This window comes from Caballeronia sp. LZ028 (assembly GCF_031451415.1).
GTDB lineage: Bacteria > Pseudomonadota > Gammaproteobacteria > Burkholderiales > Burkholderiaceae > Caballeronia > Caballeronia zhejiangensis.
This window is the reverse complement of the sequence record NZ_JARUXN010000001.1, coordinates 1,983,451-1,997,340: the sequence shown is the minus strand read 5'-3', so window position 1 is coordinate 1,997,340 and position 13,890 is coordinate 1,983,451. Positions and strand designations below refer to the sequence as shown.

Here is a 13,890-nt window from a genome sequence, read left to right as displayed (position 1 = left end):
CCGGCTTCCGTTCGCGTTCGCACAGAAAGCCTACGAGATGCTTGCTCAAATGGGTGCATGATCGGTCCGATGGCAACAGCGGGCCGCGAAAGAACGCACACGCCGCGACGCGACGCAGCCATTCTTCAGTTTCCCTGATGAATGCCTGCGCGCGCGCGGCGCGAGCGCAAGAGATGCACGTGAAGCGGTAAGAAGTAAAAAACGAAACAGTGACGTCGAAGCCAGAGGGATTACCCTGTCAGGAAATTCCCAACTGGCATTCGGAGCAACGAAGACGCAACGTATCAAGCACGACGAATGGACCTGTCGGGAACCCGTCGTGCCTTTCGCAGCCCGGGAAGCGAAAGCGATGCGCTCATACACACGGCTACGGAACAGGCGAGAAGGGGAGAAGCGAGATGGATGACAACAAAGAGCGATCGCTGGTGGCGAAGGTCATGGACGGACTCGTCTCAGGGATCGTCGAGCAAAAATATGGCGCGATACTGCCACCGCAGGACATCCTCTCGAAGGAGTTCGACGTGAGCCGCACCGTCATGCGCGAGGCGCTCTCGATGCTGCTCGCGCGGCACATGCTGGATGTGCGGCCGAAAACCGGCACGCGCATTCGTCCGATGAGCGACTGGCGTCTCATCGACGAGGACGTGGTGAGCTGGCGCTTTCGCGCCAAGCCGGATCAGACGTTTTTACGCGATGTAATCGAATTCCGCATGCTGATCGAGCCGCGCGCCGCAGCGCTCGCCGCCGCGCGCGCGACGCCCGACGAAATCGCCGGGATTCGCGATGCATTCGACACGCTGTCGCGTCTGCAGGTCGGCGAGCCGGAATATCAGGCGGCTGACGAAGTGCTGCATACGCGCATCGTCGCGGCGAGCGGCAACCAGTTCTTTCGTCAGATGACGGCGATCGTGCGCGGCGCGCTGGTGACGGTCAATCCGATCGTCGACGGCATCGAGTCCGTGCGCGAAGCGACGCTCGCGGCGCAGAAGAGCGTCGTCGAGGCGATCGAGGCGAAAGATCCCGCCGCCGCCGAAGCCGCGACGCGCGCGCTCGTCGACCTGGCCGCGGAAGAAGTCGGGCGCGCGTTCTCGCTGGAGCGCGTGAACAGTCAGCCTGCGTCGCCGAACGTGAACGCGTCCGCGGGTGCGTAGCGGGTCCTCGAACGCATCGGACGATCGAATGTATCGAGCCGGGACATGTCCCGGCTTTTTGCCGTCTGAGCCCGCCGCGCGCAGTCGTCATGCGACGCAATCAGGCACAATGCGTCGCACGACGAATCTGGCGCACGGAGGCAGGCTTGAGCAATACGAATATCGATGAAAAGACGATCCGCTGGGGCATCGTCGGCGCGGGACGCATCGCGCGGCGCTTCGCCGACAGTCTCACGCACGTCGAAGGCGCGCGGCTCGCGGGCGTGTGGTCGCGCCGCGAAGAACCGGCGCGCGCATTGGCCGATGCATTCGATGCCCGCGCATTCACCGATTTCGACGCGCTGCTCGCCAACATCGACGCGCTCTACATCGCGACCTTGCAGGACAGCCATCCGGCGTACGCGTTGCGCGCGTTCGCGGCGGGCAAGCCCGTGTTGTGCGAAAAGCCCGCGGCCGTGAATGCGCGCGAGCTGCAACGCATAATCGACGCGGCGCGCGCGGCGAACGTGTTGTTCATGGAAGCGATGAAGCCGCCGTTCTATCCGCTGTATCGCCGCTTGCGCGAGCATTTGCAGAGCGATCCGATCGGTGAAATCGGTCTCGTTCGGGCCGGCTGCTCGATGGCGAACGTGCCGCTCGATCATCCGTCGTTCTCGCTGGACGCGGGCGGCGGCGCGCTGCTCGATATCGGCATTTACGAGGCGTTTCTCGCGGTCGACTGGCTCGGCGAGGCGCTCGACGTGCAGACCATCGGACGGCTCGGCGCGACCGGCGTCGACGTCTTCGCGAGCCTGAACGTGCGCCACGAACGCGGCATCGCGCAACTGTTCTGCGGACTCGATCTGCAAGGCCGCGGCGATGCGCTCATCGGCGGCACGCTCGGCACGGTGACGATTCACGAGAACTGGTGGAATCCATCGCGCGCGACGATCGCTTATACGGACGGAAGAAAGGCCGAACTCGACGAGCCGTTCTCGGGCGGCGGCCTCAACTACGAAACCGCGCATTTCTGCGAGCTGCTGCGCGCCGGCGAAACCGAGAGCCCGGTCATGCCGCACGCAACGTCGATGCGGATGATCGCGATCATCGACGCCGCGCGGCGCGATTTGAATCTCAGGTTTCCGTTCGAAACCGACTAATGGGAAAAAGCCGCTTTTCAGCGGCTTGTTTTCGATCAGTGCCGCCCCGGCAGCGCGAGACGCCGCTCGAAAATCCGCTGCACGAATTCGAGCACGCTGCAAAGAATCCAGTAGACGAACGCCGCCGCCAGATAAAGCGGCAACGGCTGATAAGTCGCCGCGATCACTTCCTGCGCGCTGCGCAACAGTTCGGTCACGGTGATGACCGACACGAGCGATGTGTCCTTGATCAGACTGATGAGACTGTTCGACAGGCTCGGCACCGCGATGCGCAGTGCCTGCGGCCCGATCACGTAACGCAGCGTCTGCGCGCGCGACAGTCCGAGGCTATAAGACGCGAGCCACTGCCCGGCGTGGATGCCGAGAATCGCGCCGCGCATGCTTTCCGACAGATACGCGGCCACGTTCGCCGACAGCGCGATCACGCCCGCGGGCGTCGGTTCGAGGGAGATGCCGAGGCTCGGCAGGCCGTAGTAGATGACGAAGATCTGCACGAGCAGCGGCGTGCCGCGCATCACGCTGACATAGCAGCGTCCGATCGCGACGAGCGCGCGGTTCTGGCTGATGCCCATCAACGCCAGTACGACGGCCGCGATGAGGCCGAAGAACATCGAGTAGAGCGCGAACTTGATCGTCAGCAGCGCGCCTTGCGCCAGCACGGGCGCCGATTGAACGAGCAGGGATGTCGTGGACATTTAAGAGACGCGTTGACTGAAACGGTGCTGAAGTGAAACAAACCGGCACATATTAAACCGAGCCGGCAAAAGAGAAGGGCGGCACCGTTACGATGCCGCCCTCGCGACGCCGGAAACGGCGCGTCTTATTTCGCCGGCTTCGTCACGTCGATGCCGAACCACTTGTCCGAAATCTTCGAGAACGTGCCATCGGCTTCGAGCTGGGTCATGGCGTCGTCGATCGCCTTGGCGAACTTCGGATTGCCCTTCTTGAACGGAATGCCGGACGGGTTGCCCGCGCCGACATTCGCGCCGGTGCGCAGCGGCAATTGCGAATTCTTCAGCAAGTACGCGAGCATCAGGCGGTCGTTGAGCGCGGCGTCCAGACGCCCGGCGGCGAGATCACGCAGATACTCGGGCGCGCCCGGATACGTCTTCACGTCGATGCCCGGCACCGACTTCGCCATGTCCATATAGTTCGTGCCGAGGCCGACGCCGAGCTTCTTGCCCTTCAGTTCTTCGAGCGACTTGAACTCGCGCTTGTCGTCGCTGCGCTGGATCAGTTGCGCGTTCGAGTACGTGTAGGCGGGCGAGAAATCGAGCGTCTGCTTGCGCGCATCGGTGATACCGACCTGGTTGACGATCGCGTCGAACTTGCCCGCCTGCAGGCCCGCGATGATGCCGCTCCATTCGGTCGTGACGAACTCGGGCTTCACGCCGAGCTTGGCGGCGACGGCCTTGGCGATATCGACGTCGAAGCCGACCAGTTCACCGTTCGGCGCTTTCGAGTTGAACGGCGGGAAGGTTCCTTCGAGACCGACGCGCAGCGTGCCGCGCTGCTTGACCTGATCGAGCAGATCTTCGGCGTGGGCGGCGGTCGTGACGGCCGTGAATGCCGCGCCGATCAGGCTGGCGGCGACGAGCTTCTTGAGCGTGGACAGTTTCATCGTGTTGTTTTCCTCTTGATGGGCACAGCGTCTTTTTTTCGATGCGGCGATCATAGTGAAAACGCAATCGCTGCGTAATATCGTTTGCTTATGTCTATATGCCGGATCGGGGCGTCACGCGAGCGCTTCGACGCACTCTTTCACGAGCGCGGGACCGCGATAGATCAGCCCTGTATAAATCTGCACCAGCGACGCGCCCGCCGCGAGCTTCGCGCGCGCGTCGTCGCCCGAGAAAATTCCGCCTACGCCGATGATCGGCACGTCGGTCCCGACCTCCGCGCGCAGCTTGCGGATGACCTCGTTCGACGCGTCGAAGACCGGACGCCCGGACAGGCCGCCCGCTTCGTCGCCGTGCTTCATGCCGGTCACGGCGGTGCGGGAAAGCGTGGTGTTGGTCGCGATCACGCCGTCGATCTTGTGAGCCAGCAACGTGCCCGCGATCGACTTGATCTGCTCGTCGTCGAGATCGGGTGCGATCTTCAGCGCGAGCGGCACGAGCTTGCCGTGCAGATCGGACAGCCGCGCCTGCTTTTCCTTGAGCGCGCCGAGCAGCGAATCGAGTTCGCCCGCGCCCTGGAGCTGCCGCAGGTTCTTCGTGTTCGGCGACGAAATGTTGATCGTCACATAGCTCGCGAACGGATAGACGCGCTCGAGGCAATACAGATAGTCCTCGGCGGCGCGTTCGATCGGCGTATCGGCGTTCTTGCCGATGTTCAGTCCCAGCACGCCGCGATAATGCGCGGCCTTGACGTTCGCGACGAACTGATCGACGCCGCGATTGTTGAAGCCCATCCGGTTGATGAGCGCGTTCGCCTCGGGCAGCCGGAAGATGCGCGGGCGCGGATTGCCCGGTTGCGCGCGCGGCGTCACGGTGCCCACTTCGATGAAGCCGAAGCCGAGCGCCGCGAGCCCGTCGATGCACGCGCCGTCTTTGTCGAGCCCCGCCGCGAGTCCGACCGGATTGCGGAACGTGATGCCCATGACGGTGCGGGGCGAATCGGGGCCGCGCTTGGCGAGCATGCCGGCGAGCCCGGTGCGGCCAGCCGCGCCGAGCATGCGCAGCGTCAGATGATGAGCGTCTTCCGCGTCCATCTTGAAGAGATGCGAACGCGCGATCGGATAGAGGGAACTGAACACGAAATGAAAGCCGGCGACGGCGAATTTTTTTAAGACCGCTATTTTAGCGGTTTCGGACGGCGTGCCGGTCCGGGCGCGCGGGAGGGACTTCAGCGGCTATTTCGGCTGGCTCGGGCCGTTGATGCGCCCGGGCATCGGCAGCGCGCCCGCGGAGTGCGTGTTCGCGGGATCGAGCAGCGTCCAGCGGCCGTCGATCAGACCTTCCAGCGGCCGGAAATTGGCCTTGTACGCCATTTTTTCGCTTTCGCGGATCCAGTAGCCGAGGTAGACGTGCGGCAAGTCGAGACTTTTCGCCTGCTCGATCTGCCAGAGGATGTTGAAGGTGCCGTAGCTCGTCTTCGGCAGATCGGGTTCGAAGAATGTGTACACAGACGACAAGCCGTCGCCGAGTATGTCGATCATGCTGATCATGCGCAGTTCGCCGGGCTCGTCCGGATGTCCCGGATGCGCGGGTTCGCGAAACTCGACGAGCCGCGAATTGATCCGGCTTTGCAGCAGGAACTGCTCGTACTGATCGCGGCTGTCGCGGTCCATGCCGCCGCCCGCGTGACGCGCCGACTGATAGCGCATGTAAAGCGCGTAATGCTCTTCGTCGTAATGCAGCGGCGCGACGCTCGCAATCAGATTGCCGTGCAGCTTCCAGACGCGCCGCTGCGCCCGGTTCGGCACGAAGCGCGCGACCGGCACGCGCACCGGCACGCAGGCGCGGCAGCCGTCGCAATACGGTCGATACGTGAAGACGCCCGAGCGCCGGAAGCCGGCCTTGACGAGTTCGGTGTAGACGTCGGAGTTGATGAGATGGCTCGGCGTGGCCACCTGCGAGCGTGCAACACGCCCTTCCAGATAACTGCAAGGGTAGGGCGCTGTTGCATAGAATTGCAGCGCGGAAAGCGGTGACAGCGGCAGCTCGTTCGGATGTGTCACGTTGGCGGCTCTCGCAGGCGTCGTCTCGTCGTTGCCGGCCGGCGCGCGAGATCGTCTTCAGGCGCGCGGCGGCTGCATTGCATGTGTCGCTCGGGCATCACGCGTGTAGCGTTTAGCGTGCCAGCACGTCGAGAAGGACGGATTTGTCGAAGCGCCAGCCGATCGCCGGTTCCGCCGTCGCCCGTCTCAGATGCGCGACGAACGCGCGGCGCGCGATCTCGCGGCCGCCCAGCGACGCCAGATGCGACGTGTTCTGCTGGCAGTCTATCATCTCAATTTGATTGCGGCGCAAGTGTCCGACGAGCGCCGCAAGCGCGATTTTCGACGCGTCGGTCTTGTGCGCGAACATCGACTCGCCGAAGAACATGCGCCCGAACGACACGCCGTACAGTCCGCCCACGCGCACGCCGTCGAACCACGTCTCGACGCTGTGCGCGTTGCCTGCGCGATGCAAGGTCGTGTAGGCATCCACGATATCCGACGTGATCCACGTTCCGCGCTGGCCGTCGCGTGGCGTGTCGGCGCAGGCGCGCATCACGGCGGGAAAATCGTCGTCGACGCGGATCTCCCAGACCGGATCGCGCACCACGCGCTTCAAGGTCTTGCGCAGCGAATCCGACACCTTGAACTCGGCCGGAAACAGCACCATGCGCGGATCGGGACTCCACCACAGCACGGGCTGGCCGTCGGAATACCACGGGAAGATGCCGCGCCCGTAAGCATCGATGAGCCGCGACGGCAGAAGATCGGCGCTCGCGGCGAGCAGGCCCGGCGCACCGCTCGCCGCGCCGAGCGCGCGCTCGACGGGCGGGAAGGGATCGTCGTCGGCGAGCCAGGGAACCATGTTCTCGGGAGGGCGGCGTTCAGTGAGATTCGTCGGACAGCGGCGGAATCAGCCGTCGCGCAGCGTGCGGAAGATGTCGCCCGTATGCAGCGTGAAGTTGCCGGCGGCGCGATCGGCGAAGAAGAATCGCAGCGTCTGTCCGACCGTCGGAAAGGCGATCTCGTCCCACGGAATCTCGCTTTCCTCGAAGAGCTTCACTTCCAGACTCTCCTCGCCGGGATCGACTTCGATATCGAGCAGCCGCGCCAGATAGAACAGATGCACCTGATGCACGTGCGGCACGTTGAGCAGCGTGAAGAGACTCTGAATCTCCACGCGCGCGCCCGCTTCCTCGAGCGTCTCGCGCGCGGCGCCTTCGCTCGTCGTTTCCTGCATTTCCATGAAGCCCGCGGGCAGCGTCCAGTAGCCGTAACGCGGCTCGATCGCGCGACGGCACAGCAGCACCTTGTCGTCCCACACCGGCACGGTGCCCACGACATTGCGCGGATTCTGATAGTGAACGGTGCCGCAGTTGTTGCAGACGAAGCGCTCGCGGTTGTCGCCGGGCGGAATGGCGAGACCGACCTCGTGGCCGCAGAGGGAACAGAATTTCATGGAAATGGACGTGGGAAGTGTGCTGCGAGTGTATCACCGCACCGCCGCGGCTTTGAGGCGCGCGAATGGATTGCGGTATCGGTCGCGGCGCATGTCCGGCTTGCCCGGCGGCGAAGGTGCGACGCCTGCCTTCTCGCTACAATAGTTGACCGGAATTGCAATGTCCCTTTCACGATCAGGCCGCCGCGCGCGTCCCAACCGAACGCCATGTCATCCACGCCAGCCGCTTCAAGCCGTCCTCCGATGCTCGCCACCGCCGACGCGCTCGGCCGTCTGCTCGACGCCGCGCGTCAGGTCGACGCCCGCGAGCGCGTCGACACGCTCGATGCGCTGAACCGCGTGCTCGCCGCCGACGTGACCTCGCCGCTCGACGTCCCGCCGATGCACACCAGTGCGATGGATGGCTACGCGGTTCGCATCGCCGATCTCGCTGGTGCGGGCGAAGGCGCGCCGGTCACGTTGCGGGTGTCGCAGCGCATCCCGGCGGGACACGCGGCCGGGCCGCTCGCGGCGGGCACGGCCGCGCGCATCTTCACCGGCGCGACGGTGCCGCCCGGCGCGGACGCCGTCGTCATGCAGGAAATGGCACAAGCGTCGGACGACGGGCGCGTCGCGTTCGGGCAGGCGCCCACGGCGGGCGAGTGGATCACGCAACAAGGCGCGGATATCCGGCGCGGCTCGGTGATCCTGCCCGCGGGCACGCGCCTGACGCCGCAGGCGCTCGGGCTCGCGGCGTCGGTCGGATGTGCGCAGCTCGAGGTCGTGCGGCGCGTGCGCGTCGCGATCTTCTTCACCGGCGACGAACTGCGCATGCCGGGCGAGCCGCTCGAACCCGGCGCGATCTACAACTCGAACCGCTTCACGCTGCGCGCGCTGCTCGCGAAGCTCGGCTGCGAGGTGACGGATCTCGGCATCGTGCCGGACCGGCTCGACGCGACGCGCGAAACCTTGCGGCGCGCGGCGGCGGATCACGATCTCATCCTGACGTGCGGCGGCGTGTCGGTCGGCGAGGAAGATCACGTGAAGCCGGCGGTCGAGGCCGAAGGACGCATTTCGATGTGGCAGATCGCGATGAAGCCGGGCAAGCCGCTCGCGTTCGGCGCGGTGCGGCGCGGCGGCGCGGTTGGCGATGAGGCGTTTTTCATCGGCTTGCCGGGCAATCCGGTTTCGAGTTTCTGCACGTTCCTGCTGTTCGTGCGGCCGTTTCTGCTGCGGCTCGCGGGCGTGACGAACGTCGCGCCGCGCGTCTATTCGATGCGCGCCGACTTCAGCCAGAAAAAAGGCGATCGCCGCAACGAATTCCTGCGCGCGCGCGTGAACGCGTCGGGCGGCCTCGATCTCTTCGAGAATCAGAGCTCGGCCGTGCTGACATCGACCGTCTGGGGCGATGGTCTCATCGACAATCCGCCGAATCATGCGATCGGCGCGGGCGAGATCGTGCGCTTCATCCCATTTTCAGAACTGACGCGGTAGAGAAATGAAGATCGATTTGAGATTTTTTGCGAGCGTGCGCGAGGCGCTGGGCGTCGCGAACGAGACGGTCAGCGTGCCGGACACGGTGGTCAATGTCGGCGACGTGCGCGCGTGGCTGCGCATGCGCGGCGGCGTGTGGGAAGAGACGCTCGCGGAAGGCCGTGCATTGCGCATGGCCTGCAATCACGTGATGACGAATCCGTCACAGCGCATCACCGAGGGTTGCGAAGTGGCGTTCTTTCCGCCTGTGACGGGTGGCTGAGATGAACACGCGTTCGAAAATCCGCGTGCAGGAAGCCGATTTCGACATCAGCGCGGAAGTGGCCGCGTTGCGCGCCGACAATCCGAAAGTGGGCGCGGTCGCGTGTTTCGTCGGCACGGTGCGCGATCTGAACGAAGGCAGCGCCGTCGAGACGATGGAACTCGAGCATTACCCCGGCATGACCGAAAAATCGCTCGAAACGATTGCCGATCAGGCGCGCGAGCGCTGGCGCGGCTCGGACGTGCTGATCGTGCATCGCGTGGGCAAACTCAAGCCGCTCGATCAGATCGTGCTCGTCGCGACGACGGCGATGCATCGCGCGGAGGCGTTCGAATCCTGCGCCTTCGTGATGGACTATCTCAAGACGCAGGCGCCGTTCTGGAAGAAGGAGAAGACCGAAGCGGGCGAACGCTGGGTCGACGCGCGCGAGTCCGACGATACGGCGCTCACGCGCTGGCAGACCTGACCGGCGTCATTTTTCGTCGGCCGATTTGCCGATGAACTTCGCGGGAAACGGCTCGGCGTCGGGACGCTCGGGGAAGCGCGGCTCGGGCGCGCCGCCCGTGCGCTGCCGCTTCAGCGCCGCGAGGAGTTCCTGCTGCTCGACGGGAATCTCGTAGTCCCAGCCGAACTTGCTCAACTGCAAGCTCTGCGCGATGCGCAGCGCGGGTTCCATGAACTGCACGGCCGCGGCCGGCTCATAGCGCGACTCGACCGTGTTGAGAAACAGCGACAGCCAGCGCGCGAAGTGTTGCGGCTCGATATCGTCGATCGGGCGATGCGCTTCCTGCACGTTGCCGCGATATTGCTTCGATCCGAGCACGAGACTCGACCAGAAGGTGGTCATTTTGGCGAGATGCTCGTCCCAACGGCCGGCGAGCGCGCGCGAAAAGATCGGCCCGAGGAGCGCATCGTCATCGACGCGCCGATAGAAGGCTTCGACCAGCGCGCGGACATTGGCTTCGCTGGGTGCGCATTCGCGCGAGGCATCGGCGGAAGGGTGTTCGGTGTTCGTCATCTTTGAAACAGTGAAGGCGGATCAGATATTTTCCGGCGAAGAATGTAAAGATGCCGCAAAATGGCGCATCCATGCGGCCGATTCGTCGACGCGCGTCTCAAGCCGTACGAAAAGCACGCTTGTACGGATTCCGTGCATTTTGGTACGACGCGGGACGAGCGGTGCGCCGATGGTAAGTCAGCCACGTCCGCTCGTGTCATCGTCCCTCGTCTTGACGCGGACTCCTTGACGATACGCGCGTTTCGTCGAAATCCCGATGCGCTTTTGCATCCACTTTCTCCGCGCGAGATCATGCGACTCACCGATTACACCGATTATTCGCTGCGCGTCCTGCTCTATCTCTCGGTTCGACCTTCCGGCCTTTCGACGATTCAGGAAATCTCGGATGCATATGACATTTCGAAGAACCATCTGATGAAAATCGTCCAGCAGCTTGGCGAACTCGGGTGGGTCGAGACCGTGCGCGGCCGCAACGGCGGACTGAGACTTTCATCGCGGACGAACGACCTCACGATCGGCGACATCGTGCGCAGAACCGAAAGCGATTTCGCGCTCGTGGGCTGCCTCGTGAATCAGCCGGCGGATCGGCAAGCCTCGTCGCACGCGCGCTGCGTCATTCAGCCGGCCTGCCGGTTGCGCGGCGTGCTGGCAGCCGCGCGCGACGCCTTTCTCGCCGAACTCGACAAGCACACGGTCGGCGAGCTCGCTCAACCCGCGAACGATCTGGCGGCTCTGCTCGGCATCGTCAGCATCGCGCCGATTGCGGTGGGTGCGCCCGGGGCGCTTCGCGCGCCTTCGTGATTCCAGCCGGCACGCGTTGAACGAAACCCGGACGCCGTAGGTCAATTCAGAGCCTGGGCGGTTGGCTGCCGCCATTGTCGAAGAGCAAAAAGAGCACTTTCCGGCCCAAACGATGCTTGAAAGTGACAAAAAGCGCCTCATTTTGGTCGTATTCAGAATCGGAGCTTTTAAAAAATGAGAATCGACAAACTCACCACCAAATTTCAGGAAGCGCTGTCCGACGCGCAGAGCCTCGCGGTCGGGCGCGACAACCAGTACATCGAACCGGTGCATTTGCTGGCCGCGCTCATCGCGCAGCAGGACGGCTCCGCGCGCTCGCTGCTGTCGCACGCGGGCGTGCAGGTTCAGGCGCTGCAAACGGCGCTCAACGAAGCGATCAACCGTCTGCCGCAAGTCCAGGGCACCGACGGCAATGTTCAAGTCAGCCGCGAACTCGCGGGCCTGCTCAACGCCGCCGACAAGGAAGCGCAGAAGCTCAACGACACGTACATCGCGAGCGAGATGTTCCTGATCGCCGTCGCGGATGACCGTGGCGAAGCCGGCCGTCTCGCGAAGCAGCACGGCCTGACGCGCCGTGCGCTCGAAGCCGCGATCAACGCCGTGCGCGGCGGCGCGCAGGTCAATAGCCAGGACGCGGAAAGCCAGCGCGAGGCGCTCAAGAAATACACCGTCGATCTGACCGAACGCGCCCGTGCGGGCAAGCTCGATCCGGTCATCGGCCGGGACGATGAAATTCGCCGCTCGATCCAGATTCTCCAGCGCCGCACGAAGAACAATCCGGTGCTGATCGGCGAGCCGGGCGTCGGCAAGACGGCGATCGTCGAAGGACTCGCGCAGCGCATCGTCAATGGTGAAGTGCCGGAAACGCTCAAGGGCAAGCGCGTGCTCTCGCTCGACATGGCCGCGCTGCTCGCGGGCGCGAAGTATCGCGGCGAGTTCGAGGAGCGCCTGAAGGCCGTGCTGCACGACATCGCGAAGGACGAAGGGCAAACCATCGTCTTCATCGACGAAATTCACACGATGGTCGGCGCGGGCAAGGCCGAAGGCGCGATGGACGCCGGCAACATGCTCAAGCCGGCGCTCTCGCGCGGCGAGCTGCATTGCATCGGCGCGACGACGCTCGACGAATACCGCAAGTACATCGAAAAGGACGCGGCGCTCGAGCGGCGTTTCCAGAAAGTGCTCGTCGATGAACCGTCGGTCGAGGCGACCATCGCGATTCTGCGCGGCTTGCAGGAGAAGTACGAACTGCATCACGGCGTCGAGATCACCGATCCGGCTATCGTCGCGGCGGCGGAGTTGTCGCATCGCTATATCACGGACCGCTTTTTGCCCGACAAGGCCATCGATCTGATCGACGAAGCCGCGTCGCGCATCAAGATGGAAATCGATTCGAAGCCCGAAGAGATGGACAAGCTGGATCGTCGTCTCATTCAGCTGAAAATCGAGCGCGAGGCCGTGAAGAAGGAGAAGGACGAGGCGTCGCAGAAGCGTCTGCAACTCATCGAAGAGGAAATCGACCGGCTCAATCGCGAGTATTCCGATCTCGAGGAAATCTGGACTGCCGAAAAAGCGGCGGTGCAGGGCAGCGCGCAACTGAAGGAAGAAATCGAGAAAGTGCGCGCGGATATCACGCGTCTGCAGCGCGAAGGCAAGCTGGAGAAGGTCGCCGAGTTGCAGTACGGCAAGCTGCCGGAACTCGAAGCGCGTCTGAAGCAGGTGACGCAGGCCGAATCGCAGGAGCAGAACAACCCGACGCGTCCGCGTCTTCTGCGCACGCAGGTCGGCGCCGAGGAAATCGCGGAAGTCGTGTCGCGTTCCACCGGCATTCCCGTTTCGCGGATGATGCAGGGCGAGCGCGAGAAGCTGCTGCAGATCGAAGCGAAGCTGCATGAGCGCGTGATCGGCCAGGACGAGGCGATCGGCGCGGTCGCTGACGCGATTCGCCGCTCGCGTGCGGGTCTGTCGGATCCGAATCGTCCGTATGGCTCGTTCCTGTTCCTCGGGCCGACGGGCGTCGGCAAGACGGAACTGTGCAAGGCGCTCGCGGCGTTCCTGTTCGATTCGGAAGATCATCTGATCCGCATCGACATGAGTGAGTTCATGGAGAAGCACAGCGTCGCGCGTCTGATCGGCGCGCCGCCGGGATACGTCGGTTATGAGGAAGGCGGCTATTTGACCGAGGCCGTGCGCCGCAAGCCGTACAGCGTGATTCTGCTCGATGAAATCGAGAAGGCGCATCCGGACGTGTTCAACGTGCTGCTGCAAGTGCTCGACGACGGGCGCATGACGGACGGTCAAGGCCGCACCGTGGACTTCAAGAACACGGTGATCGTGATGACGTCGAACCTCGGCTCGCAGGTCATTCAGGGCATGGTCGGCGAGCCGCAGGAAAGGGTGAAGGACGCCGTGTGGGAAGAAGTGAAGCTGCACTTCCGGCCGGAATTCCTGAACCGTATCGACGATGTCGTCGTGTTCCATGCGCTCGATCGCACGAACATCGAGTCCATCGCGAAGATTCAGCTGGCGCGTCTGCACGAGCGGCTCGCCAAGCTCGATATGGACCTCGACGTCTCGGATGCGGCGCTCGCGCAGATCGGCAAGGTCGGGTACGACCCGCTGTTCGGCGCGCGTCCGCTGAAGCGCGCGATCCAGCAGGAGATCGAGAATCCGGTCGCCAAGCTGATTCTCGCGGGACGGTTCGGGCCGAAGGACGTCATTCCCGTCGATGTGCGGGAAGGCCAGTTCGTGTTCGATCGCGTGGTGCATTGAGGGCGGTTCGGTCGTCGCGGTAGCGCGGCGGCCGTCGGGCGAAAAAGGCAACGGAGCGATTCGTTGCCTTTTTTGTTTCTATAATCTGTGCGATCGCACGGATTCCCGCGCGGAGCACGTGCGATGAATGAAAATCCATTCGATTGCATGGATT

14 protein-coding genes are annotated in these 13,890 nt (G+C 63.9%); 7 read left to right on the top strand and 7 right to left on the bottom strand.

Features of this window, described 5'->3' with window-relative positions; genetic code table 11:
- The first annotated feature begins 398 nt into the window (after positions 1-398).
- Together QCE58_RS09425 and QCE58_RS09420 are read left to right on the top strand one after the other, a co-directional pair.
- The gene (locus QCE58_RS09425) at positions 399-1,151 is read left to right on the top strand and encodes a FadR/GntR family transcriptional regulator (RefSeq protein ID WP_008349281.1); all 753 of its coding nucleotides are present in this window, start codon (positions 399-401) and stop codon (positions 1,149-1,151) included.
- A gap of 146 nt (positions 1,152-1,297) precedes the next feature.
- Positions 1,298-2,290: a Gfo/Idh/MocA family protein gene (locus QCE58_RS09420; protein ID WP_250521165.1), complete on the top strand. Its 993-nt coding sequence runs from the start codon at positions 1,298-1,300 to the stop codon at positions 2,288-2,290.
- A gap of 35 nt (positions 2,291-2,325) precedes the next feature.
- Here QCE58_RS09420 and QCE58_RS09415 read toward each other — a convergent pair whose 3' ends face one another.
- The 6 genes from QCE58_RS09415 to QCE58_RS09390 all read right to left on the bottom strand — a co-directional run bounded on the left by QCE58_RS09415 (position 2,326) and on the right by QCE58_RS09390 (position 7,410).
- Positions 2,326-2,985 carry an amino acid ABC transporter permease gene (locus QCE58_RS09415; RefSeq protein ID WP_034473185.1) on the bottom strand — a complete coding sequence of 220 codons (660 nt, stop codon included), beginning with the start codon at positions 2,983-2,985 and terminating at the stop codon, positions 2,326-2,328.
- A gap of 125 nt (positions 2,986-3,110) precedes the next feature.
- A complete protein-coding gene (locus QCE58_RS09410) occupies positions 3,111-3,911 on the bottom strand; it encodes a cystine ABC transporter substrate-binding protein (protein ID WP_250521164.1) in 801 nt (266 codons plus the stop codon).
- Positions 3,912-4,025: 114 nt separating this feature from the next.
- On the bottom strand, positions 4,026-5,048 hold the full coding sequence (locus QCE58_RS09405) for a quinone-dependent dihydroorotate dehydrogenase (protein WP_008349289.1): 1,023 nt from the start codon (positions 5,046-5,048) through the stop codon (positions 4,026-4,028).
- Between the two features lie 96 nt (positions 5,049-5,144).
- Positions 5,145-5,972 carry an arginyltransferase gene (locus QCE58_RS09400; protein WP_033536383.1) on the bottom strand — a complete coding sequence of 276 codons (828 nt, stop codon included), beginning with the start codon at positions 5,970-5,972 and terminating at the stop codon, positions 5,145-5,147.
- Positions 5,973-6,084: 112 nt separating this feature from the next.
- Complete coding sequence (gene aat, locus QCE58_RS09395; RefSeq protein WP_008349292.1) at positions 6,085-6,816, bottom strand: leucyl/phenylalanyl-tRNA--protein transferase; 732 nt, start codon at positions 6,814-6,816, stop codon at positions 6,085-6,087.
- 48 nt (positions 6,817-6,864) lie between these two features.
- Positions 6,865-7,410 (bottom strand): NUDIX hydrolase, encoded by a 546-nt coding sequence (locus QCE58_RS09390; RefSeq protein ID WP_008349294.1) that lies wholly within the window; start codon positions 7,408-7,410, stop codon positions 6,865-6,867.
- A 243-nt stretch (positions 7,411-7,653) separates the two neighbouring features.
- On the opposite strand from QCE58_RS09390, the gene glp reads away from it, so the two are divergent.
- From glp to moaE, 3 genes are read left to right on the top strand one after another with little or no spacing between them, the layout of a single operon-like run.
- Entirely contained in the window at positions 7,654-8,883 is a 1,230-nt protein-coding gene (glp, locus tag QCE58_RS09385; protein ID WP_341829813.1) for a gephyrin-like molybdotransferase Glp, read from the top strand.
- Positions 8,884-8,887: 4 nt separating this feature from the next.
- The gene (moaD, locus tag QCE58_RS09380; protein WP_008349297.1) at positions 8,888-9,145 is read left to right on the top strand and encodes a molybdopterin converting factor subunit 1; all 258 of its coding nucleotides are present in this window, start codon (positions 8,888-8,890) and stop codon (positions 9,143-9,145) included.
- Position 9,146: 1 nt separating this feature from the next.
- A complete protein-coding gene (gene moaE, locus QCE58_RS09375) occupies positions 9,147-9,611 on the top strand; it encodes a molybdopterin synthase catalytic subunit MoaE (RefSeq protein ID WP_250521163.1) in 465 nt (154 codons plus the stop codon).
- A 6-nt stretch (positions 9,612-9,617) separates the two neighbouring features.
- Here moaE and QCE58_RS09370 read toward each other — a convergent pair whose 3' ends face one another.
- Positions 9,618-10,163, bottom strand: a complete 546-nt coding sequence (locus tag QCE58_RS09370) for a group III truncated hemoglobin (protein WP_250521162.1) — start codon at positions 10,161-10,163, stop codon at positions 9,618-9,620.
- Positions 10,164-10,454: 291 nt separating this feature from the next.
- Here QCE58_RS09370 and QCE58_RS09365 point away from each other — a divergent pair, with 291 nt between their 5' ends.
- The gene (locus QCE58_RS09365) at positions 10,455-10,964 is read left to right on the top strand and encodes an Rrf2 family transcriptional regulator (protein WP_250521161.1); all 510 of its coding nucleotides are present in this window, start codon (positions 10,455-10,457) and stop codon (positions 10,962-10,964) included.
- A gap of 174 nt (positions 10,965-11,138) precedes the next feature.
- The gene (gene clpB, locus QCE58_RS09360; protein ID WP_008349306.1) at positions 11,139-13,736 is read left to right on the top strand and encodes an ATP-dependent chaperone ClpB; all 2,598 of its coding nucleotides are present in this window, start codon (positions 11,139-11,141) and stop codon (positions 13,734-13,736) included.
- Positions 13,737-13,890: the final 154 nt, after the last annotated feature.